Annotated in this window: 15 protein-coding genes and 1 riboswitch; of the genes, 5 read left to right on the forward strand and 10 right to left on the reverse strand. The window is 41.8% G+C overall.

Annotation, left to right across the window (positions count from 1 at the left end; translation table 11 throughout):
* Window positions 1–191 precede the first annotated feature (191 nt).
* The 6 genes from GJB62_RS17335 to GJB62_RS17365 all read right to left on the reverse strand — a co-directional run bounded on the left by GJB62_RS17335 (window position 192) and on the right by GJB62_RS17365 (window position 14173).
* A complete protein-coding gene (locus GJB62_RS17335; protein WP_114081773.1) occupies window positions 192–5813 on the reverse strand; it encodes a type I polyketide synthase in 5622 nt (1873 codons plus the stop codon).
* Window positions 5810–7801 (reverse strand): long-chain-fatty-acid--CoA ligase, encoded by a 1992-nt coding sequence (locus GJB62_RS17340; RefSeq protein ID WP_114081774.1) that lies wholly within the window; start codon window positions 7799–7801, stop codon window positions 5810–5812. The genes GJB62_RS17335 and GJB62_RS17340 overlap by 4 nt, the downstream gene beginning before the upstream one ends.
* Window positions 7802–7942: 141 nt before the next feature.
* Complete coding sequence (locus tag GJB62_RS17345) at window positions 7943–9634, reverse strand: aromatic amino acid ammonia-lyase (RefSeq protein ID WP_114081775.1); 1692 nt, start codon at window positions 9632–9634, stop codon at window positions 7943–7945.
* 1057 nt (window positions 9635–10691) lie between these two features.
* Window positions 10692–11861: an MFS transporter gene (locus GJB62_RS17355; protein WP_114081777.1), complete on the reverse strand. Its 1170-nt coding sequence runs from the start codon at window positions 11859–11861 to the stop codon at window positions 10692–10694.
* A 186-nt stretch (window positions 11862–12047) separates the two neighbouring features.
* Window positions 12048–12824 carry an alpha/beta fold hydrolase gene (locus GJB62_RS17360; protein ID WP_114081778.1) on the reverse strand — a complete coding sequence of 259 codons (777 nt, stop codon included), beginning with the start codon at window positions 12822–12824 and terminating at the stop codon, window positions 12048–12050.
* A gap of 737 nt (window positions 12825–13561) precedes the next feature.
* Window positions 13562–14173, reverse strand: a complete 612-nt coding sequence (locus GJB62_RS17365; RefSeq protein ID WP_114081779.1) for a hypothetical protein — start codon at window positions 14171–14173, stop codon at window positions 13562–13564.
* Between the two features lie 477 nt (window positions 14174–14650).
* Here GJB62_RS17365 and GJB62_RS17370 point away from each other — a divergent pair, with 477 nt between their 5' ends.
* The gene (locus GJB62_RS17370) at window positions 14651–16639 is read left to right on the forward strand and encodes a S8 family serine peptidase (protein ID WP_114081780.1); all 1989 of its coding nucleotides are present in this window, start codon (window positions 14651–14653) and stop codon (window positions 16637–16639) included.
* A 173-nt stretch (window positions 16640–16812) separates the two neighbouring features.
* Here GJB62_RS17370 and thiC read toward each other — a convergent pair whose 3' ends face one another.
* Complete coding sequence (gene thiC / locus GJB62_RS17375; protein WP_114081781.1) at window positions 16813–18186, reverse strand: phosphomethylpyrimidine synthase; 1374 nt, start codon at window positions 18184–18186, stop codon at window positions 16813–16815.
* Window positions 18187–18193: 7 nt separating this feature from the next.
* Window positions 18194–18290, reverse strand: a riboswitch (TPP riboswitch).
* Between the two features lie 272 nt (window positions 18291–18562).
* On the opposite strand from thiC, the gene GJB62_RS17380 reads away from it, so the two are divergent.
* Window positions 18563–19696 (forward strand): GTPase, encoded by a 1134-nt coding sequence (locus GJB62_RS17380; RefSeq protein ID WP_114081782.1) that lies wholly within the window; start codon window positions 18563–18565, stop codon window positions 19694–19696.
* A 101-nt stretch (window positions 19697–19797) separates the two neighbouring features.
* Here GJB62_RS17380 and GJB62_RS17385 read toward each other — a convergent pair whose 3' ends face one another.
* The gene (locus GJB62_RS17385; RefSeq protein ID WP_114081783.1) at window positions 19798–21063 is read right to left on the reverse strand and encodes a calcium-binding protein; all 1266 of its coding nucleotides are present in this window, start codon (window positions 21061–21063) and stop codon (window positions 19798–19800) included.
* Window positions 21064–21968: 905 nt separating this feature from the next.
* Window positions 21969–22448, reverse strand: a complete 480-nt coding sequence (locus GJB62_RS17390) for a sulfur transferase domain-containing protein (protein WP_114081798.1) — start codon at window positions 22446–22448, stop codon at window positions 21969–21971.
* Window positions 22449–22936: 488 nt separating this feature from the next.
* On the opposite strand from GJB62_RS17390, the gene GJB62_RS17395 reads away from it, so the two are divergent.
* Together GJB62_RS17395 and GJB62_RS17400 are read left to right on the forward strand one after the other, a co-directional pair.
* Entirely contained in the window at window positions 22937–23494 is a 558-nt protein-coding gene (locus tag GJB62_RS17395; protein ID WP_245245954.1) for a GNAT family N-acetyltransferase, read from the forward strand.
* Window positions 23495–23615: 121 nt separating this feature from the next.
* Window positions 23616–24245, forward strand: a complete 630-nt coding sequence (locus GJB62_RS17400; RefSeq protein WP_114081785.1) for a TetR/AcrR family transcriptional regulator — start codon at window positions 23616–23618, stop codon at window positions 24243–24245.
* A gap of 131 nt (window positions 24246–24376) precedes the next feature.
* On the opposite strand, the gene GJB62_RS17405 is transcribed toward GJB62_RS17400, so the two are convergent.
* On the reverse strand, window positions 24377–25090 hold the full coding sequence (locus tag GJB62_RS17405) for a gamma-glutamylcyclotransferase (RefSeq protein WP_114081786.1): 714 nt from the start codon (window positions 25088–25090) through the stop codon (window positions 24377–24379).
* Between the two features lie 163 nt (window positions 25091–25253).
* On the opposite strand from GJB62_RS17405, the gene GJB62_RS17410 reads away from it, so the two are divergent.
* Window positions 25254–26036, forward strand: a complete 783-nt coding sequence (locus GJB62_RS17410) for a hypothetical protein (RefSeq protein ID WP_114081787.1) — start codon at window positions 25254–25256, stop codon at window positions 26034–26036.
* Window positions 26037–26058 lie beyond the last annotated feature (22 nt).

Raw genomic sequence — 26058 nt, forward strand, 5'->3', positions numbered from 1 at the left:
TGAACAGGTCGCCCACAAGGGGCGAGGTTTTTACCTTCCCCATAAAATTTGGATTATTTCGCGCCACTTGCGGGCGAGGTTTTTACCTTTCCCCCTTCCCCTTTCCCCCTTCCCCTTCTTCATAAATGAATGTCTTTTGTAGACTTATCAGAGTTAAGCAGGTGATTTACGCAAGTTCACAAGTAATTACTTCAGACACCAAGTAAAGCCTCTAATTCTTGGTCAACTAATGCTGCTAATTCGTCTTCAGAATATTGCTGAATATCTATTAACAAATCATTTTGCACTTCAGTCTCTATTTGCGGCTCCACCACAACTGGCTCTGCTACATTCAAGGAAATTACATTGTTGAGCAGATATTCAGCCAAGGATTCAATTGTGGGATATTCAAAGGTCAAAGTCGAAGGTAGAGAATTTCCGACACTGGTTTCTAGTCGGTTCTTCAACTCGATGGACATGAGAGAGTCCATCCCCATATCGAAAAAGCCCTGTTGAGGATTTGGTTGATAAGCTGCTTCAAACCTGAGAACTTGGGCAACCTCAGTTTGAATATAAGCAATCAAAACATTCTGGCGATCGCCTACGGCGGGACGCAGCCCATCGCTAGCAATAGTTTCCTCTAATTGACGCAGAAGTTCAAGTTGTTTGGCTGATTGTGCAGAATTTGTTTGTGGCTGAGTTTGGGGAGCTAAATCGGAAATTAAAGGTGCTGCACCTCCTGGTGGAAATTGCTGGAGGAATTTCGCCCAATTGACTGACATCACACCAACTTGAGTGGCATCTTGTCTCAATAAATCTCCCAGTAGTTGCAATCCCAATTCTGAGGACATGGTAGCAAAACCACTCTCAGCTATTCGCTGTTGGCTACGACTATCTAAATCTGCTGCCATCCCAACTTCTGCCCAAGGCCCCCAGTTAATGCTCAAACCTGGCAAACCCAAACCTCGACGATAATGAACTAAGGCATCCATGAAGGCGTTAGCGGCTGCATAGTTTCCTTGGCTGGGTGAACCAAGTAATGAGGCGACCGAGGAGAAGCAGACAAAGAAATCTAAAGGTAGGTCTTTGCTCAATGTGTGCAGATTCCATGCCCCTTGCACCTTGGGAGCAAGCACTTTCGCAAAGCGGCTCCAATTTTGTTGCAGTAATACCCCGTCATCTAAAACACCAGCCGCGTGAAAAATACCTCTAAGAGGTGGATAGTTAGCTTTGATTGCCTCTAACATCTGAGCCACATCTTCCGTGTTGGACACATCTGCTGTGACAACTAGAACTTTTGCCCCTGCTTGCTGTAGTTGATTGATAGCTACTTGAGTATCACCAACAACTCCACGCCTGCCAGTTAAAATTAAGTTTTTCGCTCCTTGTGCTACCATCCACTGGGCAACTTGCAGCCCTAGCGCCCCTAGACCACCTGTAATCAAATAAGTCCCATCTTCACCAATTGCCAGTTGATTCGCCGGGGTTTGAGCTTGGCGACGCACCAACCGGGAGACTTTCCGCACACCTTGACGAAATGCCACTTCGTCTTCTTGGTCTGGGAACAACAACTCTGCTAATAATTCTTCAATTTCGTTCCCATTACCATTTGGGTCTAAATCCAACCGCACACATGATAATTCTGGATGTTCCAAGGCAATGACGCGTCCCAAGCCCCACAAAGCAGCTTGATTTATGGCTAAGGAATCGGACATTGGCTCTACTGGCTGGGTTCCTCTGGTAACTAACCACAAACGGGGAGACTTAGACCAAGTTGATTTTGCCAAGGCTTGAACCAAATGCAGCACATTACCACAGCCAGTATTTAAAGTCTCCAGCGTCTCCTCCAGCCCCCACAGGTATACTACCCCACGGCAGGGAGGTTGGTTATTACCTAAGCTTGCTTGAATTAATCTCTGAAAATCTTGTGGTTCTGAGGGATTGATGTAGTAATGTTCTGCATCGGCTTGATATTCTGCACCAGGAGAAACTAAGATAGTGCGATCGCCACGTTCTTTGAGTAGTTTTGCTAACTTAACCGCCGTTCCTTGTTGGTCAGCAAATATCAGCCAACTTCCTTCTTGTGCCTGTGCCAATTGATGATTTTGCTCACGAGGTTTTGATTGCCAAGCTACTTCATACAGCCAATCACCTAAATCTTTTTGCAGACTTTGCAGCAGAGTTGCCCGACGAACTTTCCTCACTTCAAAACCGATGATTTCGGCGATTAACTGCCCATTTTGGTCGAACAGATGTACGTCACCAATTAAGCTTTGCTGATTAGATGTTGGTGTTTTCTGACCATGACACCATAGTTGATGACCAGGATGGGAACGACCATAGAATCTAAAGCTACCGATGCTAAAAGGAATGTACATATAGTCATTCTGGACTTGCTCGGCAGGATTAACATCCCAGCAAACGTTGAGTAGTTGCAAGCATGAATCAATTAATCCCGGATAAAGTTGATAGTTATCGAGTTCATCTTGTAATTGGGGCAGTTTCATTTGACATACAGCTTCTCCATCCTGATGCCAAATATTTTCTAGCCATTGAAATGAAGTTCCCCAACTGTAGCCAACTGCTTGAAAACTAGAGTAAAATTGCGTTCCCGATAAAACTTGAGAACATCTAGCCTTGACTTCTGCCACATCTACAAAATTGGGTACTGGCGAGAACAGCCGGACTTTTCCTGTGCCGTGTGTTTTCCAATTAACTTCGTTTTCTGCTTCTCCACCTAAAAAACTAATGAGTTGAAAGGAAGTCTCTTCTGTTGTTTGGGGTGTCAAAACTAACTGAACTGTTGTACTGCCGTCATCTGGGCAAACCAGCGTATTTTGAAATAACAAATCTTCGATGATGCAAGATTCGTTGGGGAAAGCCTCTTTAACTGCGGATAGAAGCATCGAGATATAAGATGCACCAGGAACTATTCTGACTTCGTTTAATTGATGATCCTCTAGGTAAGCAGGCGAATTGAGGCTAAATTGGGTTTCAAAGCGAATTTCTGGAGAAAATGGTAATTTTAGCCTATGACCGAGTACAGGATGGAGGGTTTTGCTAGTCTTGGCGGGTAAAGTCTGTTGGCGATGGGATGTCTCAACCCAATAGCGCTGGCGCTGGAACGGATAATTTGGCAGTACTAGGCGACGACGGGGATAATCTTGATCAAAGCCAGACCAGTTGATTGATGCCCCACGCAAGTATAATTCCTGCAAGCTCTGAAGTAGCTGTTGCCAATCCGACTGTCCTGGGCGCAAACTAGGGAGCCAAACTCCTACTCCTTCAGGGAGACACTTACGACCCATTCCCAGTAAAATTGGTTTTGGCCCGACCTCTAGAAAAATTTCGCAACCTTGCTGCTCAAGGGTTTCCATCCCAGAAGCAAATCTCACTGACTGGCGCAAATGTCTGACCCAATATTCCGCATTGGTGATTTCTGTGGTCACTACTGTGCTGGTAACATTAGAAATCAGTTTGATATTAGGTAATGAAAAGCTGACTTCTGCGGCAATTCGCTCAAATTCCGCCAACACTGGTTCCATTAAAGGAGAGTGGAAGGCGTGGGAAACGTTTAACTTGACACTATTAACGCCTTCGCTTTGCAGAGTAGACATCACGGCTGCGACTGCTTGATGCTGTCCAGAAATAACGACACTTTCCGGGCCGTTAATGGCAGCAATCGAGACTTGATCGGCATAAGGTTGAATAGCTGCGAATACTCGCGCTTGGGAGGCGAATATATTGACCATTGCCCCATCTTGAGGTAGTGACTGCATGAGGCGAGCGCGGATAGCAACCAATTTTAGCCCATCTTCCAGACTAAACACTCCTGCTATACAAGCGGCGACATATTCACCCAAACTATGACCCATAACTACTGTAGGTTCTATGCCCCAAGATTTCCATAACTGGGAGACTGCATACTCTAGGGCAAATAAAGCTGGTTGGGTGTAGGCAGTCTCATTGAGAGGGCTAGTCCCAGATTCAGGATAGAGAATCGATAATAAAGGCTGTTCTAAATAAGGACGGAGAATTTCATCACAACGATCTAAGGTTTGCCGGAATGTCGGTTGGGTTTCGTAGAGTTCTCGCCCCATACTTATATATTGAGAACCCTGTCCGGTAAATAGAAAGGCAATTTTCGGGCGCTTTTTGTTGTGTAATTGTCCGCTCACGGCTGGAGTTTTACCTGCTGCAAAAGCTGCCAATTGTTGACGTAAGTCCTGAGTAGATTCAGCGACAACAGCAAAACGATGGTCAAAATGCGATCGCCCTGTATTCGCACTGAAACAAATATCTGCTATATTTGCTTTGCTATCACCTGCCAAAAAAGATTCGTAGCGGCTGACAAGTGACTGTAGTGCTGATTCAGTTTTCGCCGATAAACTCAAAAGATGAAGCGGACGCTCAGTTTTTGCCTGTACTGATTTAATTTCCGGTGCTGCTTCCAAAATCAGATGGACATTTGTACCACTCATGCCAAAGGAACTGACCCCAGCTAGTCGTCGTCCATCTGCCCCTAATGGCCACTTGGTGGGTTGAGTCGGAACCACAACCGGCAGTTTTTCCCAAGGAATATAGGGATTAGGTTGTTGAAAATGTAAATGTGGTGGTATCTCTGTGTGCTGGAGAGCTAATACAACTTTCATTAATCCAGCAACTCCGGCGGCTGATTCCAAATGACCAACCTGAGTTTTGACAGAACCAATAGTTAGGGGATTGTCTTCTGAGCGACCTTGACCTAATACTGCTCCCAAGGCTAACACCTCAATGGGATCGCCTAAAGGTGTACCAGTCCCGTGAGTTTCCACATATTGAATCTGATGGGCTTGGACGTTGGCATTTTCTAAGGCTTTGCGAAGTAATTTTTCTTGAGCCGAACCATTTGGGGCTGTCAGACCATTACTAGAGCCATCATGGTTGTATGCTGAACCTCGAATCAATGCCAGGATAGGATCGCCATCAGCTAAAGCATCAGATAAACGTTTGAGTACTACTATGCCACATCCTTCTCCGCGTCCGTAACCATCGGCGCTGGCATCAAAAGTTTTACAACGACCATCGGTAGATAAGGCTTTTAATTTACACAGACCAATGGAAGGATCTGGTGAGAGAATCAGGTTGACACCACCAGCTAAAGCCATATTGCATTCTTGAGAACGGAGGCTTTGGCAAGCTAGATGCACCCCTAACAGGGAAGATGAGCAAGCTGTATCTAACTGCATGGTAGCTCCTTGCAGACCCAAGACGTAAGCCAAACGCCCAGCTGCCATACTTCTGAGAATACTTAAAGTATTGTAGGCATCAATTTGAGTGCGATCGCCATAAAAGCTCAGTTGTGCGTAGTCATCCATAGACAGCCCGACGAATACCCCTGTAGGACTACCATTTAACTTTTCTGGTGCTTGTCCAGCATTTTCTAGCGCTTCCCAGGTTACTTCCAAAAGTAGTCTCTGTTGAGGGTCGAGGCTGACGGCTTCGCGGGGAGAGATGCCAAAGAACTGAGCATCGAACTTGTCTACCTCATTTAAAAAACCGCCGTGCTGGGTGTACATTTTCCCCAATACATCGGGGTCTGGATGATAAAACTCATCTACTGGCCATCTTTGTGCAGGAATTTTGCTAATGGCATCTACCCCATTATGTAATAGATTCCAGTAATCCTCTGGGTTATTGACACCCCCAGGTAAACGGCAAGACATCCCAATAATAGCGATGGGTTCTTTCTGTAATTGCTCAACAGTATCAACTTCAGACCGCATCCGCCGCAATTCTAAAATGGCATTTTCTAGTAACAAGCGGTAATTTGTGTTCTCTGAATTAGGACTCATACTAATCTCCTTTGTTTAACTGTGGCAATTTCTTTGGTTAGTAATTCAGCTATTTCCGCGTCTGAGAGTGCTTTTAAGTCTGCTGATTCGGTCAGTTCTGCTTTGTTTGTAAGTAATTCTACAGATACTAATAGACTTTCTGTGTGCAGATTAGACTCTGGCTTTGTCTTGGCTAATTCTGTCGGTTGGGGAATTTTTTGACTGGCTAGGTGGCTTGCTAAAGATTCGATGGTGGAGAAGTTCCAGACTATAGTTGCTTCTAAGGGATATCCCAACCATTCACTCAATTCTTGGGCTAACTTAACAGCCCTAACGGAATCTAATCCATAATCAGCAAATGACTTACTTTGGTCGATTGACTGGGCTGCTACTGCCAATTTTCTCACGACCCAATCCATAATCCAGTTTTCGATCAATTCGGCAGTTTGGTAAGAGACATTTACCGACGCAGATGTCTGAGTTTTGCTAACCACAGTACTATGGGAAGATGCAGCAGAATTTTCTTGCCTTAGTAGCCGCTTGAGTATTTTGCCAGTCGGGTTCTTGGGGATGGAGGAGACAAATTCGACGGCACTAGGAACTTTATATTTAGCCAGTTTCTGGTAACAGAAGGCAATTATTTCTTCTTCTGTAACTACTTGGTCTGGTTTGAGAACAACACTAGCCTTAACCTGTTCACCTAGTATTGAATCTGGTACACCGTAGACAGCTACCTCTGCAATACCTGGATGCTGGTAAATAACATTTTCAACTTCGGCTGGGTATACTTTTAATCCACCGTTGTTGATCATATCTTTGAGGCGGTCAACGATGTAAAAGTAGCCCAATTCATCTATTTGACCAATATCACCGGTGTGAAACCATCCGTTCTTAATGGCTTTGGCAGTTTCAGCCGGACGATTCCAGTAACCTAGCATGACATTGACACCGCGAATAACAATTTCGCCGAGTTCACCAGGGGCAACTTCGCAACCATCATCGAGGCTGACAATCTTCATCTCGACATTTTCAATTGGTGAACCAATAGAACCCAGTTTGTACCTCAATTCGTGGTTATAACTAGCTAATGGTGATGTTTCTGTAAGACCATACCCTTGGTTGATGACTTTACCAAACTTGTCTTGCCAACGTTTGGCAATTTCTATAGGCAAACCTGCGGCAGCAGAGAAGTAGTAACGCACTGAATCCAAATCGCGGATAGATGCTTTATCGCATAAAAGAATAAAAGTCGTGGGAACACCAAAAAAGATTGTAATATTATATTCGCTTATAGTTGTCAGTACCGTTTCTGGGTCAAACGATCGCTGTAAAACGATAGTTGCACAGGTATTAAGTCCACTATTGAGAACTGCATTCTGCCCGAAACAGTGGAACATCGGTAAGAATAGTAAAATTTGATCATTAGGGCGCATTTCGCAACAGTGATTCATTGAGTGCATATTAGAAATCACATTGCCATGAGATAAAGTAGCGCCTTTAGGGAAACCTGTTGTACCAGAAGTATAAAGAATCGCCGCCGGATCATCACGTTCCATCTCCACAGCACGGGCGCTAGACGAAGCGTTTGCCATGAATTCACTCAATGCGATCGCGTCAGATGCTTTCCCCTCAGCAATTAAGATGTGCTTGAGGTGCGGTAAATCCTGCTTGGGCAATTTTTCTCGCAGCGTTTCTGTGGTTACGAGTACAACTGCTCCACAGTCATTGAGAATAAACTTGAGTTCATCGCTTTGCAGACTTGGGTTAATGGAAACTGCGATCGCCCCAATCTTGAGAATCCCCAGATAGGAAATAACAAATTCAGGAATGTTTGGTAATAATAATGCTATGCGATCGCCACGTTCAATCCCTAACCCCAGTAAAGCATTGGCAAAGCGATTTGCCATTTCATTCAGTTGTTTATAAGTAAAATATAAGCCTTCAAAAATGAGCGCTGGTTTGTTAGGAAAAAGGCAGCAACCACGCTCCACATTTTGGGAAATATTCATAAAAGTTGTTGCAATATTTAAGTTGTAGCTCTTGTTGTACTTATCGCCTTGATGTAGAGAATTTATGCAATAAGTGGATGAAATTAGTAAACAGTCAACAGTTCAATTGACTGCCGACTGTTCACTATTGATTAATAACTGTTAACAGATATCTTGAACTGCTTTCACAATCAAACCACCAGCCGCGATATCAGCAGAAATCCGGGCAATATGCTCATCCAAACCTTGCTCATTATCATTCCAAATATATGGGCGATCTGAACTTGGTTTTTGTCCAACTACATGGCGGACTGCTGAATACAACCGCTCAGTTGCAGGTGATAGACAGACGCGTGCATCGTAATGACCAGTCTTTTTATATGTGCGGAGGTCAACAGCTTGGACTCCAAACATGAGAGCGATCGCCATATAATTCTGGAATATATCGACAGAACGGCGGGCTAGAGTCGCTGAAGTGTATCCTTGACTGTTGATGTTCTGATTAAATTGTTCCGCATGGGTAGGAAAGCGATCGGCGATAGAATTTCCATAGAAGGTCAACAGTGGCATAATTGAGTTACCGCATATTTGCAGACCTTTGAGTCCCATATTGACTTTACGTTCTCGGTTGCCAAGTAAAGATGGTGGCAGTCCATTGCTAAACTCCGGTGAGGCGAGGAGGGCAATTTGCACATCCAAATGTTTAGCCATTAGCCCAATGTAGTAACGTAGGTGATCCATTCCCACACCCACATACTGTCCGAGAAAATTGCCTCCATGATAGCTAGCTTGGTTATTCACATCAATCAGTGGATTATCGGTTACTGAGTTGATTTCAATTTCGATTTGTTTGGCAATCTGGGAAATTCCATCAACGATTGGCCCCAAATACTGGGGAAGGCATCGGAGTGAGTAACGATCTTGAATTAATTCGTGATCACGATAATCATGTTTACCATCTAACTCATCACGGACTAGCTGGGAATTTGCTAGCAAAGAAATCATCTGATCTGCTGCCCATAATTGACCAGGATGTGGTTTGGAATTATGGATAAATGGATGGAATGATTGATTGGTTCCGTTTAAAGCTTGGATATCTAGAGCGTGAACGCCCATAGCGATCGCAGTTAAAATTTGCGTATCGTAGACGCAGTTTGCCGCAATGCCCGTCATTACTGAAGTGCCGTTCATCATCGCCAAGCCTTCTTTCGGCAACAATGTCAGGGGTGACAAATTCAGCTGACTTAGGGCTGTTGGCGCATCCATCTCTTTACCGTTGAAGTCAACCTTAAAACTGGGATCTAAGCCTATCAGTGAACCAGTAATGTAGGATAGTGGCACTAAATCACCACTGGCACCAATTGAGCCAAACTCATACACATACGGTGTAACACCAGCGTTGAGAAAAGTTTCCATGCGCTTGATAAGTTCCAGCCTGATGCCAGATGCACCATACATGTGAGAGTTTGCCCGCAATAGCATAGCTGCGCGCACATCAGCCAAGGGTAATTTGTTACCTGCACCTGTTTTAAGGAACCAAACTAAGTTGGTTTGGAGTTCAGATGCTTGTTCACGGGATATGGCAACATTGGCCATACCACCAAAGCCAGATGTTACTCCGTAAATTGGTTCCCCTGATTCAACAGCATTATTAATGTAATCACAAGATGCGTGAATATTCTGCAAAACGTCTGCGTTATCGGTTAAAGACACTAAGGCACCATTGCGTGCTACCCTTGCAACATCATTGATTGTGAGTTTCTGATTACCAATAATTACATTGCCAGAGGAATTTCCAGTGAAAGAAAATTGTTGAGGTAAGGTTTTGCTTTGTGCTTGAGATAGTGTCTTCATACAGGGATTATGTTTAACTTGTAGTAGGTATTGCAATTAACTTAACTTTTGTTTTTTGCTGAGAGTATTTGACATAACATTTCAGCAAATACAAATTGATATTTAGCTGGCATCAGTGTTTTAGCGAAGCAGTCATTCTCCATGATTGAAACTTTCGAGAATAATTTTTGGAGAAGTTCACGTAAGAATTAACCAAAAAAATTAGCCATTTGTTTCAATTTGTTTGCTCATATATTGATGACAGAGATTCCGTTTGTTGTGTTTTGAAATTACAACATGAGAGAATAAAACTTGTCATCGTTTGTTCTGTAATTGAACTGTTATATATTTAACTGGAGTAAGTAAAAGATTTATGCAACTATTCCATAAATTTGACATTATTTATTTTACTTACCTGCGATCGGATATATTAAAAGCTTTATGTGGAATAGATTTCGCCTATTTCGGTCTCTACAAAACTGATGCAGCACGGTATAAACAGCACAATCATTTAAAATCCGTGAAAAGCTCATATAGTAAACTTTTCACGGATTTTAAATGATTAGATATTTTCTTACTCGAAAATGCCTAACAACATAAGTAAGTTGGCGTTAAAAAAACTAAGTATATTTACGAAACGTAAATATGCTTAAAACCCTTACTAATGACCAATGACAAAGGACAGCCTTAGCCAGTTAGCTTTAATTTCGCCGACCTACTTAGCTCAATCAAATCAAGCCGCATCCGAAAATTATGTAACTCGATATTAGTAGGCGGCAAGAACTTGGTTAACTTTCTGTTTCTGTAACTTTATGCTGAAGGCTATTATTTACCTTTAACTCGCTTTTTCATGTTCTTCCCTATAGCACCGACTCAGTAAAGCACCTACTCCACCTATGCCTAGACTAATCAGTATTATTAAAGTATTAGGTTCTGGAACAGTAGCGAAAGTGCCATTCACGATAATCTGAGTTGGCTCAGGAACATTTGGTTATAGATCAATTATGACGCTTCCAGCAAGGGATAATATGCCATTAGCACCAGTGAATCTTCCCTCTTCACCAGTGATATTTACGAGTTAAGTAATTCGGAACGGAAATTTTTTATTCTGTCTGCCCACATAAAACAAAAACACGGCAAAGATGATTATTGTCAAGCTAAATATATAACCATCACCAAAAACTTTGATAGCTAAAGATGAAGCAATAGGTCCAGCAGTACATCCGAAACTATATATAGCTGTGAACAAAGCACTTCCAGAAGATAGTTCATTTCTAGAAAGTTTTGCTCCAATTAATGCCATTGCTATGGGAAAAATCGGGCTGATACTAGCTCCAGCAATAAATGCAAATATCTGGGTAGCCGTAGAGTTTTGAATCAATGAAAGAGATAAAAACGACAATATTACGATAGACACGCTCATAAAAAGAACTTTGAGTCTGCCGAATTTGTCTGCTATGTGAGTAACTGGAACAGTAGAGAGCAAGCCGCCAACTACAAATACAGCAAAGGTATAGCCGATCTGCTCTATATTGTAATTTTGTCGTAGCAGATAAACCGGATATAAAGAAACTAGCGTTGATTCGGCAAAACCATAGGCAAATGCGCCCTGAAGAGGAAGTTTCAGCTTGTTGAAAATTCCGGAACGTGAAGATTGTTGAAAAACAACTGCTTTATCTGGTAGAGCTATCCAGACTACAATTACGCCGCTAAAAATTAAAGCACTACCCAACAAAAAAGAAAGTTTTGGTGAAACATTATACAAAGCAGAACCAATTACTGGGCCAATACCAAATCCAAAAGTAAAAGCTAGAGCATTCAAACCATTGACGATCGCTCGATTACCTTCATGACAAAAGTGATTCAATGCAGTGTTTCCACTGACTAGATATAAACAACAAGCAATGCCCATAACAGCACGTATAATAAACCACAAAGGCATTGATGTAGTCATAGTGAACAAAGGAGCGCTAATACCCATCATTGTCAAGCCAAGCATCATAGTTTTACGAAGCCCCAACTTGGGTAATACTTTTACTACGAACGGTGTTCCCAAAGCTATGACTAGAAAATACACCGTAGAATTTGCTCCTATCCATAAATCATCAACTTGATGTTGCGCCATTAATGTTGAGATAAAGGGATTAAATAGCCCTATAGAAATACCAGACAAAAAAGCTATGCTATACAAAGCTGGTAATCCAGTAGAGAACGGGGAATTTGATTTTGTCGAGATCAATTCTGTCATAAAACTTGAGGATAATTGATAAATTACGTGGTTTGATTGCATCGTATTTATACGATGCAAGCAATCTTGTTATCGCAAAATAGCTACGCAAAACAGAAATAGCCATTTTTGCAATAGACTTATTTTTTGCACTTTGTTGAAATAGATTTAGCTACTTAGGAAAGTATAGATTTATATCTGAAATTCTTAATTGTTGTTGATAGCTACTAGGTAATTTAAATGTTGGGATAATGACTGCAAAAAGAGTGATTGAGAATTATGCAAAAAGAAATGATCTCCAGGAAACATTTGTAGGTTGAAGTAGCTACTAGTCTGCTCACGCCAAGCTTCTAAAGCATCAACCTTAATTGCTTTATCCTGCAAACCTCCAAATACAGAGATTGGGCATTCGAGTGGCATTTCACTTTTGTAAATGTATGTCTCTAGTATCGTAAAATCCGCTCGTAGACAAGGCAAGAAAAGTTGTAACATTTGTTCATTCTGCAAAATCTCATTGGGAATTGCATTATAACGATCGCAAAGTTCAGCCAGGAATTTAGCTTCAGGCATTTTGTGAATAAACGGTTTGAGAATTGGTTTTTGGGGAGCAGGGCAACAAGCAGCAAATAAATGAACAGGGCTAAGATTATATTCATGACGTAGTAGACGCGCTATCTCAAAGCCAAGTGTTGCACCCATGCTATGTCCAAAAAAAGCAAATGGCATATTCAGATACGGTCTAATTTTTGATGCCAAAGTTTGAATAAGAGGTAAAAAATTGGTATAGGAAGGTTCTTGCAATCGACGGCCTCTTCCAGGAAGTTGAACTAAGTAAACCTCTACATCCTTTGGTAATTTGTTTGTCCATGTACTATATGTCGAAGTTGTACCCCCCGCACATGGAAAAAAGAATAAGCGAAGTTGGGCCTTTGGATTAAGCTGAGGGCAGCTAATCCAAGGATCAACTATTAGTTTTGCTGTCATAAAATTATGTGTGTAATCTGAAAACTTTTGTTATAAAACCTAACCATATTTCTTTATCAGACTGTGATAACTGCTATTAAATAGAGATAATTAAATAGTAAAAGCATAAAATTTTAATGCCTGAGAAATTGCCAATCATATTTGATTATTCCCGTCAGTTTGATAAGTTATTAAAACTTAAAAGTTAATTTTTTGTTTGCTCTTATAATACTTATCGCTCTTTTCTGGGTTATTTATGCAAAACACCAAAATCCCCAGCAAATAAAATTTGATTGGTGAAAAAATGACATGAACTACAGCATTAAATGCGATGGGCTACGCCCCGCAAAGAAGCGATCGCTCTTAAGAGGATGTTTGAAAAGTCCTCTTCTAGGTAGCAAAACATTCTAGATCCCCCTAAATCCCCCTTAAAAAGGGGGACTTTGACTCCGGTTCCCCCTTTTTTAAGGCTACGGTGTACACACAAGTCTTGAAATCCCACCTAAAACTTGGTTTCGTTGCCCTAACCTTAAAATTAGCGGGATAAATGGAGTTTCTAGTTGCCCAAAATTTGGGTATTTACCGGGCTAAAAGGGTTGAAACCTTTGCGGACTATACTTGTGTGTACACGGTAGTTGTTTAAGGGGGGTTAGGGGGGATCTAAAAGTGTCTAAAGTCACAGCGAAATACTTTTCAAACAACCTCTAAGGCGGGCGGGTACGCCATCGCTATTCTTTAGTGTGACCCATTAAGAATTATTAACGCCCTTGTCTCAAACCTCTTTCCATAAGCATCTGAGGTTCGATATTCTCAACTTTTGGTATCGCTTCTAGCTGAGGAATCTTTGCGATCGCATCTGCAATATTACCTGATTGGGCACGCAACCAAGCGGCGTGAGGCGCATAGTCAAGGCTTTCTACTACTTCGTAACCCGCTCGATTAATTGCCTCGTGCTGAGACTTTACATCAACGCCTTCAGCAAAGCGGATAAAAACCAGTCCAGTTGGTACTGCTAAAGAACCATTGGGTTCTATTGTGTAAACTGGACTCAGTTTACCCTGCTCTGATTGATTGGGTTCGCCTGGAAAAACTGCGTAGGCGTAGCCCGCACTTCGACAAGGCTCAGTGACCATCGTAGACATCGCACCATCGTTAAGTTGTAAAATTGCTCCTGGTGCTACCGTCTTGGGTTGATTATTATAATGTATTGCATAGTACCCAGACTTACGAGTATAAGATATAGCAGTGCTATCGCTACCAACCCGAATTTGTTCAGGATACTCAGAAAAATAGTCGTTTTGAAATTTCACTTCAGCAATCAGGGGTAAAGAGTATACCTGTAGAAAATACTCAGCCGGAAAATAAAACATCTTTCTCAAGTTCTAATGATGTTATAGCGTTTTCAGTGGTATGGAATACAAATCTTTTATCGGGATGCAAGCTATATATCCCTACTAGTCTGCCAACCCAAAAATGAGCTTGTGAGGTCTGGGGAAAGGGGAAAGGGTAAGGGATTTAAAACCTTTCCCCTTTCCCCCTTACCCTTTACCCTTTACCCCGCTTTCGTCACGAAAGCGAACTACTAGTGATAGTGAAGATTCGTAAAACAGTCTGACTTTGAATTCCTCTTTTCTGGAAAGACGAATTGAAGGCTTGTATGAACTTTAGAGAGATTAAATTCTGTTGCAGCTGGATCTTTTTAATGTCGTAATACACATATAACACATGAAATAAAAACCACCCATAAACTAAAAAACGCACGCTGCCTATAGCAAGCTTTAAAAGTAGTGCATAATACGATTTCCCAATGCCCAATTTTCAAGACAAATATCCCAGGAGATTAAGCTATGGTTCAGGTTCGCTATGGTGGACAGAACGGTCAACAGTATGAACTTGCTATCAGTGATGAACACGTTGTAGTGCGTACCGAAAGCCGCAGTACTCTAATTGGTGCAAGACCGTTTGAAGTAGCACCTGTGTCACCTACAGCTCGTAGCATCCTCAGTCAATTCGAGTTAACAATGCGGTTTCGGCAAGCGGGTGTAGAAATTTTGCGTGCGAAAGTTCCGACTCAGGGTGTCGCTTTGCGCGATCGCGCCCGTGAAATTCTCAACCAAGAGTCTGAAGTCCAATTTGCCGGACGTGTCTTGATCGATCCAGCCTCCAATCAACCGATAATTTACACCGAAAACCTCTTTGTTAAATTCGATAATGAAGAAGAATCAAGGGTCTGCCAAGAGATATTGCGACGTTACAGCCTAACAATTAAACGTCAACTTGAATATGCACGAAATGCTTATTTTGTCAATGCACCTACAAATACTGGTATAGCGATCTTTGACATCGCCGAGAGACTTCTGAATGAGGAATCAGTCGAACTGTGCCATCCTGAACTAGTGCGTGAATCACGCCAACGTCAGGTTTTCCCGCAGCAGTGGCACTTAAAGCAAACAACAATTAACGGTAAGGTAATTAACGCCCATGCCAACGTTGAAGCAGCTTGGAAATTAAGCGATGGCACTGGGACGATTATTGCAATTATCGACGACGGCGTGGATCTCGATCATGAAGAATTCCGTTCCTCTGGAAAGATTGTTGCCCCGCGCGATGTCACACGTAAAAATGACAATCCCAGACCGGGAAACGACAATAACCACGGGACAGCTTGTGCCGGAGTAGCTTGTGGCAACGGGAAATTTGGTGCATCAGGTGTAGCACCAGGTGCAAAACTGATGCCGATTCGTTTAGCTTCGTCGTTGGGGTCACAGGATGAAGCAGATGCTTTTATTTGGGCGGCTCAAAATGGTGCTGATGTGATTTCTTGTAGTTGGGGTCCAGCAGATGGGACTTGGTTTGAGCCAAACGATCCTCTACACAAGCAAAAAGTACCTTTGCCTGACTCCACAAGACTGGCTATGGACTTTGCAATCAATAAAGGACGCAACGGCAAGGGATGTGTAATTTTATTCGCGGCTGGCAATGGTAACGAAAGTGTGGATAACGACGGCTACGCCAGCTACCAAAAGGTAATTGCGATCGCAGCTTGTAACGACTTTGGCACCAGAAGCGCTTACAGTGACTTCGGTCAGGCGGTGTGGTGTGCCTTTCCCAGTAACAATGGTGATAGTTCTCAAACCCCTGGAATTTGGACAACTGATCGCGTTGGTGTACTTGGTTATAATTCCGGTAATGTAAATCTGGGTGATGCCGGAGGTAACTACACGAATGAATTCGGCGGAACTTCTAGTGCTTGTCCTGGTGCGGCTGGTGTCGCAGCATTGATTATTGCCAGAAACCCAAATCTGCGTTGGGACGAAGTACGAGACATTATTAAACGCTCTTGCGATCGCATCGATCAAGCTGGAGGTAAATATGATGCCAATGGTCGCAGCCCCTTCTATGGTTATGGTCGAATCAATGCTCTTAAAGCTGTAGAATTAGCCAAGCCGGCGCAAACATCGCCCATTAGCATATTCAAGGCAGTACAAGATATCCCAATTAACGATTTGCAAACATCAACATTGTCGTTGGCGATCGCTAATACCAGCCTGATGAAATCCATCAAAGTTAATGTAGATATCGAGCATACTTATATTGGGGATCTTGTAGTTACTCTCCTTCCCCCAGTACAAATAGGCATACTTCCCATCGTTCTGCACGATCGCCAGGGCGGAGCTACAGATAATATCAAAACAACCTATGACGAGGTAAACACCCCAAAACTTGCTGCCTTTAAAGGTAAAAGCCCCCAAGGAACCTGGACTCTGGAAGTTGCAGATAAAGCTAGCACAGATACAGGAAAGATTCGCAGCTTTACCATTGAAATCGGGTTTTAAGCCAATACGTTTGAGTTAGGGAGTGTGAGGATGAGGGAGCAGGGGAGGCAGGGGAGGCAGTGGAGACAAGGGGACAAGAGGTGAGAACTTGAAAAAAGTCTTTCCCCTTGTCCCCAATTCTCCTTGTCCCCAAGTCCTCTTACCCATGCCCCATTCCCCATTCCCCATATCAATTAGCTTTGAGTCACAGGCTCTTTCGCCAAGAACTTCTCTAATTCTGTCAGCGCATCAGCATCAACCTTAGTTTGCATTGGGCAGAACTTAGGCCCACACATCGAGCAAAACTCAGCAGTTTTATAGATATCTGCTGGTAAAGTTTCATCGTGATATTCCTTCGCTCTTTCTGGATCGAGTGATAATTCAAACTGACGGTTCCAATCGAAGTTGTAACGCGCCTTAGAAAGTTCATCGTCTCTATCCCTTGCACCGGGGCGATGTCTAGCAATATCAGCCGCATGAGCCGCTATTTTATAGGCAATCAACCCATTCCGCACATCTTCGGCATTTGGTAGACCCAAATGTTCTTTCGGTGTTACATAGCACAGCATTGCAGTACCGTACCATCCAGCCATCGCTGCTCCAATGGCTGAAGTGATATGGTCATAACCAGGAGCAATGTCTGTCACCAATGGCCCTAAAACATAGAAAGGTGCTTCAGAACACTCTTCCATCTGCTTACGGACATTGAACTCAATTTGATCCATTGGCACGTGTCCTGGCCCTTCTACCATTACCTGGACATCATCTTCCCAGGCTTTGCGAGTTAGCTGTCCCAGGGTTTTCAATTCAGCTAATTGTGCTTCATCTGAAGCATCATGAGTGCAGCCGGGACGTAGAGAATCTCCTAAACTGAAGGAGACATCGTACCTTTTGAAAATCTCAATAATATCTTGGAAGTGGGTATAAAGTGGGTTTTGTTTGTGGTGATGTAGCATCCACCGCGCCAAAATACCGCCGCCGCGAGAGACAATACCAGTAATGCGGTTTCTCACCAAAGGCAAATGCTCAATCAAAATACCAGCGTGGATAGTTTGATAATCTACCCCCTGCTGGGCGTGTTTTTCGATGATATGGAGAAAATCATCAGCAGTCAGATTCTCGATTGTGCCGTGGACGCTTTCTAAAGCTTGGTATACTGGCACTGTACCAATGGGAACAGGTGAAGCTTTAATGATTGCGGTACGAATTTCATCCAAATTACCGCCGCCTGTAGATAAATCCATCACGGTATCAGCGCCATACTTCACCGCCAGATTCAGCTTATCAACTTCTTCCTGAAGATTAGAAGAGTTGGGAGAAGCGCCGATATTAGCATTTACCTTACATTTAGAGGCGATACCAATAGCCATCGGCTCTAGATTAGTGTGATTAATATTAGCCGGGATAATCATTCGTCCCCGCGCTACTTCATCACGAATGAGATCGGCAGGGAGATTTTCCCGTTGGGCGACGTAGTGCATTTCTTCGGTGATAACACCTTGGCGGGCGTAGTGCATTTGAGATACATTACTCTGCCCACGCCGTTTAGCAACCCATTCTGTCCGCATATTATCATTCCTCAATAAACAGCTTCCCTCCGCTGGTATTACCCAGACTCAGGTGTTAAGGGTGTGATCTCAGCCTGGTTATATAGGCACCCCTAGCATGGATGTAGTGTATCACTTTCGTTATGTCTGGGAGCAAGGGTGTTAACAATTTATGAGGTGAGGGTGGTGTTAAGCTGTTTTTTCTGAGTCTGACGTAGGCGTAGCCCATCGTAGATATCACTGTTTCTGTTGAATAATGTCTAGTACGTTTCAGACATGGTGGATGATAATAACCTTACACACCACTACTTTTGTAAGTTTAAGCATATCCACTGAGAGTTAACGAATTAGACAAGTTACATAATAGCTGTAATTATAGTTATTAGGAGACTTATCAATGGTTAATTCAGTATCTGATAATTCAGATGAGCAAGAGTTTTGGGAAAATGTAAATACTCAATTTGAGGAAAAAGTCCAAGATTTTTCTAAAACCCTAAATATAGCTGTCATTGGAAAGGTTAGTTCTGGTAAAAGCTCATTAATTAATGCTTTACTCAAAAGAAGTCGTAAAAAAGCCGTAGCAGAAGTGGGTGCTGAAGCTGGTGTAACCACAAAATTAAAAATATTACGACTTGATGATAAAGTTAGGCTAATCGATTCACCAGGGCTTGATGATGTTCGCTCTGAGAATAGTGATATTACACGAGAATTTCTCAAACATATTGATGTAGGTATTTTAGTTGTAACCGGAGCCGCAGATGCGTCTCAGAAAAGATATTTAGATGACCTTCTAGCACACTGTCAATCTGTATTTGTTGTTTTGAATAAAATTGATGAGTGGGATAAGCATTCTCCTTTGGCGTTAGAAAAGGTTATTACTCAGTGGAAAGAGGTGCTTAAGATAGAAAAAATTTACCCAGTGTGTGCATTTGGGTATGATGCTGATTGTCTCCCTGGCACTCCACTAGATATTCGTGGTGTATATGGGCTTCGGGAGGATATAGAAAATTTTTTAGGCTCAAAGGGAAAGGATCTACTACTCGCTCGTCACATGGGTGAGAAAAAATCTTATGCGGTAGCTATCATAGCAACAGCATTAGTTGCAGTTGCTATTCAAGCATTTATTCCTGGCAGTGCAGCTTATATAGCAGCTACACAAGCTGCCGCGATTGTCTCCTTATCCTATCTCTATACTGGTGAAATTCTTTCATCAAAAGCAGCCTTTAATTTACTTCGTGCATTTGCAAGGCAGGCAGTTACAACAACGGTGTTTTTGTTCTTTAAATCCTTCCTACCGCCAACTGGAGTTATTGATATGGCAGCAGCAGTTATTGCTGTAAGTATTACCCTTGCAATTTTAGCGACTGTCAACTCTGTACTTGAAAGTGGAGCAAAATTAGAGGAAGAAGAACTTCTTAAGTCAAAGTTCCCAACTAAGCGCAAACAGGCAGAGACGGCTTTAAAAGGTTTAGCTCTGACAGATTTGAAAGATTTACTATCTATGAAAGGGATTATCGAGAAACTTTTATAACAAATGTTCATTAATCCAAAAAAAGCGATCGCATCCTTTACACCCTTCAACTAAAAACTTTTAACCACAAGGTACTATGCGATCGCTTTGACTTTGTACAATTAAACAACAACAAAATTAGTTGCACTTAGTGACAATCCATCGCTGAGTTGCGCGAATTGTACCTGAGTAAATGTGCCACCGCTACCATCTTGGTCAAAGAACAGCGCACCTGTACCGTTGTCGTAGATAAATCGTTGAGCGTCCGTTGTCGCGGCTGAACCGATGGTAAACTGACTAGTTAAGAGTGCGCTTTCTGCTAAAGATCCGCCGAAACCAGCAGCCGAAACCTGAATAACTTCAGCAATCGGGTCGAAGTCATAAAGACTATCAACACCTTCATCGTAATTATTGAAGGCAAATGTATCAGTGCCCTCTCCTCCAAATAGATAATCATTGCCTCTCCCTCCAGTCAGGAGATCGTTGCCATCATTTCCGAAAAGGAAATCGTTACCATTACTGCCTAGAATAGTGTCAGTGTTAGCTGTACCAAAAATATCTAATTGTTCAATATTCTTGTAGCTAACTCGATACGTCCCAGCCGTAATTGAACCTTGGTTAGTGACTGTATCGAAAGTTGAGGTAATTCCCTCAGTAGTAAAACTACTATAATCGATAGACAAATAGTCGTCGCCCGTACCTCCATCTACCGTTTGAGTCACTAAAACATCAGGGGTAACAGATGGGGCGCTCAAATGGAAGGAGTCGTTGTCACTCCCTCCTTTAAGGGTGTTATTGCCACTAGCACTGTAAGCATAAAGTTGATCGTTCCCCAAGCCACCGCTTAAAAGGTTATTTCCAGAAGAGAAAGAAATATCCAACACATCATCCCCAGTTCCTCCCTTAAGGGTGTTGTTGCCACTGGTGTTAGAAGCATAAAGTCGATCGTCCTCAGAGCCACCGTTTAAAAGGTTATTTCCAGAAGAATGATAAATGTATAGATAATCATTTCCCTCTCCTCCATTAAGGGTGTTGTTACCAGTGGTATAGGAAGCAGAAAATGAATCATTCTCAGAGCCACCGTCTAAAAAATTTTTCCCAGAAGAATTGTTTATATTAAAATAATCACCTCCAGCTCCACCCTTAAGGCTATTGTTGCTAGTGGTGTTAGAAGCATAAAGTTGATCGTTCCCCAAGCCACCGTCTAAAAGGTTTTTCCCAGAAGAAAAGGAAACATCAAGAATATCGTTACCCAAATCACCGTATAGGCTATTATCTCCTTCGCCACTATATAAAATGTAATTACCATCTCCTCCAGAGAGGCTATTATTGGTATATTTATCTGTCCTAATGACATCATTAGCATTAGTACCATTGACATTTGCCATAACTTCTATTGACCTAAATTGACTTTTCAGAGACTTGCTGTTTTAATGCACATAAACTATACCAAGAGTTGACACTTTCGGTATAGTTTATGTCGCGATTGAGAAATACAACTTTCGACTTTGACCAGCCTTTTGACAGGCTGAAAAGGACTTTTTGGCTAACTTACTGACACAATACAGTTGATTAATCTAATCACTATAGTGTTTGTTTAGTTGAGTGTCACTACTTGGAATAGCATTTTTTTACTGCTTATATTTAGTATAAAAATCTTCCAATAATTAAGTATTTATATCTTGAAAATCGAAATAAGTTACTGCTGATAAAAGATAAATAATAAAAAAGATTTTTATCATACGTTGTGTACCCAGATGAAGCATAAATCTTGGCACAGCCTACACTCTAGTCTAATACAAAGTTAATGGGTGTCCCTTGGATAAGTCAAAATTATGCCCTCAGACTGAGAGGTTGAGGGCTACTTATAAAAGTGAAATATCCTAGGGTAAATTACTTAGATGAGCTATCTATGCGTTAATTGAACCGAATTCGGATTTGACATTACAGATTAGACAACAAAAAAATTAGTTGGGTTTAGTGATAATCCACTGCTGAGTTACGCGAATTGTACCTGAGTAAAACTACCACCGCTACCATCTTTGTCAAAAGCCGCACCTGAACTGATGGTAAGTTATCAGAAGGTTGGGTTTAAAACCCCGTGCTTACTTCGGCTACGCTCAGTAACCATCCAGCACGGCTTTAAAGTAACTCGTCAAGGAGTAATGAGTAATGAGTGGATGAAAAATGGGATTTACTCATTACTTATTACTTATTACTCATTACTCCTTCTTAAGAGTGCGTTCACGGCGGGGAGGATGTCAACAATATCCTATTATTTAGTACATCTGTTTCAGCAAGTAGGCACAGCTAATTTAGCGTGTTTGTTAACGTAGTCCACAAATAATTGCTTCAGTCGGGGACTCACGCCAGCGTGTTCAAAGAATCCAAAACCCAGATTCTTAGCTCTTGCTAAGGTTTCTTCTGGTGTTAATCCTTCCTGGATAGCGATACTTAAGAGTACAATTCCAGTCGAGCGCATCCCGGCTGCACAATGCACAACTGCCGGTTTAGGAATTTCTTCGAGTGTCGTGAGGATTTTGGTAATGGCCTCTTCATTCAGGTTTTTTAAATCTACCTTGAGTGGAACATTCTTATAATGCAACCCCAATGCTTCAGCTAATTTTTGCTCATCCTTGGAAAATCCTAGCTCATCAGGCGATCGCAAATTTAGAACGGACTTAAAACCTTCTTGGATAGCTTGCTCAAGCTGTTTTGGTATAACTTGTCCTGTTGTCGTTAAGTTTTCGTTAATCTGTATGGCGTTGATCACATTTACTCCTTTTGACTTTCTAATGGCTTCCAGCTTGGTAAATAGTCGAATCAGCAAGCTTTAAGAAGTTATTCAAATAAGCACTACAAAATTAGCTAAATATCAAAAGATATTGCTTGATTACTTCAAAATATGTCTTTTGAAGTTGATTATTTTATTGCTTTATCTATAATATACGGTTTGTCGATAGATTTAGTGTTAATTAAAGCTTATTATGATTTTCACCGATAAAATTATCAGAGCTTATATATCAGCAGTCTGCACTGGTTCTCTGTTACTGGCAGAGGGCAGGTATTGATTTTGGGCTGGCGATTCGGGGAAGCGATGTCTACAACGGACTACGGATGCGAGTCACACAGAAAATTAGACGACAAATTGTCCAGCGAGTTGTGACTCAATTGGAAACTGCTAATATCAGTAAAGCGGTTGAAGATTTGGCTAGTTGATCTGTTGCGATGTCTACGACGGGCTACGCCTACGCAACTAAAATGTCTATAACATGCCAAAAAGTCAAACAGATATGTAATCTGGATGTCAGTCATGAACCTATGAGCGCTAACGAAATATCTCTTCGACCTGCTCTAGAAACAGATGCGTGGGTGCTGAGTGCAATTCATATTGCTGCTATCAAAGCTCTGCCTGCAACTTTCTACACCGAAAAAGAACTTTTAGCTTGGCGTAATTACCGCGACAAACCGGATGGTTCAAATATCTTGAAGAGCATGAAAGTGGAAACTTGCAAAGTTGCGATTAAGGGAGATGTTGTTATAGGTTTTGCTAGCTTCATTGTTGATGAACTCATCGGGCTGTATGTCCATCCTAAATATCAAGGTAAAGGGGTTGGACGTGCTTTAGTTCAAAATTTTTGTGACGAAGCAACTGCTCAAGGTATAGATAAGGTAATTACAACTGCTAGTCTTTATGCTGAAGGATTTTATTTACGACTGGGATTTACTGCCATCCAAAAAGCACCTCATTATTTAAGAAAGGGGATAGTTGTCCCAGTTACGAAAATGAGTAAAACATTAGCTACTGCACCGAGATAAATTTAAGTCGATACCAGATTTCCAATAATTTTAAAAGTACTGGTATCAAGATTATTTTTCTTTAATTTGCAACAACTTTGGAGACATAACTTATGATGAAAATAAGTACTTGCCAGTATAAATGAATAAAAGCATCCGTTCATCAACTCTTACCCGTATACGTTTGATAGAAGCCGCCTCGCAAGTATTTGCCAGTTTAGGTGTTCAAGGAGCGACTACCCGTGAAATAGCTCGTGTTGCTGGTGTGAATGAGGTGACTTTATTTCGTCACTTTGCTAGCAAAGAACAACTTCTGGGAGCAGTCATCAAAAATGCCTTGGCACTCCAGACCGAAGCCCTTGCATACCCCGAAGCGTGGACCCAGGATCTAAAAATTGATTTAAGACAGTATGCCCATCTTTATAATACTATGCTAGAAGCACAGGAGGACTTAATTCGTACATTTATTGGAGAAGCTAAACGTCATCCTGAAGAAGCGAAACAAGTGATTCAAGAAGCCGCCAAGCCTTTAAGAGAAAAACTGGTTGCTTACCTGGAATCGAGCCAGAAACTAGGTATCGTGAGAGTAGACCTCGCTCCATTTCCAGCAGTCGATATGTTTACAGGAATGCTGTTAGCTGGAATGCTATGTCGTAGTGCAAAATTTAACCAAGGCAGCTATAGCTGTGAGGACTATATCGAAACCTGTGTAGATATTTTTGTGCGTGGTATCAGTACTTCTAACAGTTCTCAATGCGGTTGTAAAATTTGAGCTAAATTAGATAATTTATGCCAATGTATTGATTAAAAATAGTTAAAATTAGTGTTTGGGGATAATTATTTTTCACAATTTAAAATCTGTTCCCAACTCAATTATTTTATTTAATTTTAAATTCACAACAGTTATTCATAATTAGTAGTTTCAGTAGAGCCGCCATTAATTAAAAGCGCTTGTTGTTTTGCCAGCACTTGTTTGCGTAATAAGAGCAATTTTCTATCTTTTATACCTTCTGCGATTAATCCATCGACAGTTTTCATGAGATAATCAGCGCAGGAACCCAATTTTCCAGATGCGGTGGCAATGCTATTAACAGTAGTTGTTAATGGTAATTTATGAGCATACCTGGGATGCTGGCGATTAGCCACAAAGGCGATCGCTTTAAATTCTTGCGTACCATCAAATACCCTTACCCAACGGGCAACGTAGACACCAGCTAACATTTCCCGTCGCCAAATCAGCAATAATTCGGATGCTACATCAGCAGCAGCAATTCGATAAACAATACCACGACAACTACCGCCGCGATCGAGTCCTAAGAGTAATCCGGGATTTTCTGGAGTTCCTCGGCCGAGAATCATCCATGTACAGAAGCGCCGATGCCAACCATAAATGATCCCAGCACGGCGCTCGACGTATGTGATTAGGGGATTCCAAATTAGGGAACCGTAGGCAAATATCCAGATATCAGAATTTGGTAGTTGGTGTTGTAGTATTTCATGGAGCGATCGCTGTAACTCATCTTCGCTCAGGGTAGTTAACTTGATTCCAGAGTGTGATGCTTCAAACAGTCTAGTCTGTGAGTTTCCGGCTTCGAGGTCGCTACGACTGAGTGACATAATGTAGATTATTTCCTTTTCTGTAACTATTCAGTAATTTCACTATAACTTTAAAATAAATTAATCTTAGTATCGTTTCCTTTTCCGTAGGATTATAGAGTAAGCCTAACTACAGGCAGCAGTATCTTGGTGATGCTAATCCACGAAATAAGGAGTAACCTTTGTGGCATCTGCGACAAATCAATTATTAAAGTTATCAATCCAATATTTACCAAAAATTGCCACTAAATTAGCAATTACAACTCTAATAGCAATTCTACCGTTACCAGTTAAAGCAGTTACATTAGTCACTAGTCGTGCTGATTTTGGAAGTAATGACGGAATTGATTGGTCAAGTTTGGGTAAAGTGTTCAATCCCTTTGCTCCCGATCCTTCGACTTTTCTGCCTAACTCCTTTTCAGCGGTATCCGAAGGCGGTTTAGCTCTAGGTGTAACCGTACCTCAAGTAAATGATTCTGGTATTACCCCACCTTTTGTTTTTCAAACTTCTTTTATACCTAAAGGTATTCCAACTAACTTCACTGATGGCGATTTTCTTCTGTTGACAGGCTTGAATCCACAAAGTGGTTTTCCTGCCATTGGCAACCCAGGCCCTTTGACCATTAACTTTGATCGGCCTGTTTTCGGTGCTGGTACTCAAATAGCTGTAGATGATATTCTAAAATTCAACGTGTTTGTCTCAGCTTTTGATAATGCCAATAACTTATTAGGTACTTTCTCTGTACCGGGAACTTCTTCAGTAACATTGGATAATTCAGCATTGTTCGTTGGGATTAGCAGTGAAACTGCTAACATCTCGCGACTGGTTTTCAGCACTTCTGAGTTAAATAGGGCTTTTGCTATCAACAGGGTGAGTATTATTGCAGTTCCTGAACCAAATTATACCTTGGCTATATTAGCTTTCGGTGTTTCATCTGCCATTTTGAAAGTACGCCAACGCAGGTAAAAATTATTGTCTAAACACTTGT

This window comes from Nostoc sp. ATCC 53789 (genome assembly GCF_009873495.1).
GTDB classification, from domain to species: Bacteria; Cyanobacteriota; Cyanobacteriia; order Cyanobacteriales; family Nostocaceae; genus Nostoc; species Nostoc muscorum_A.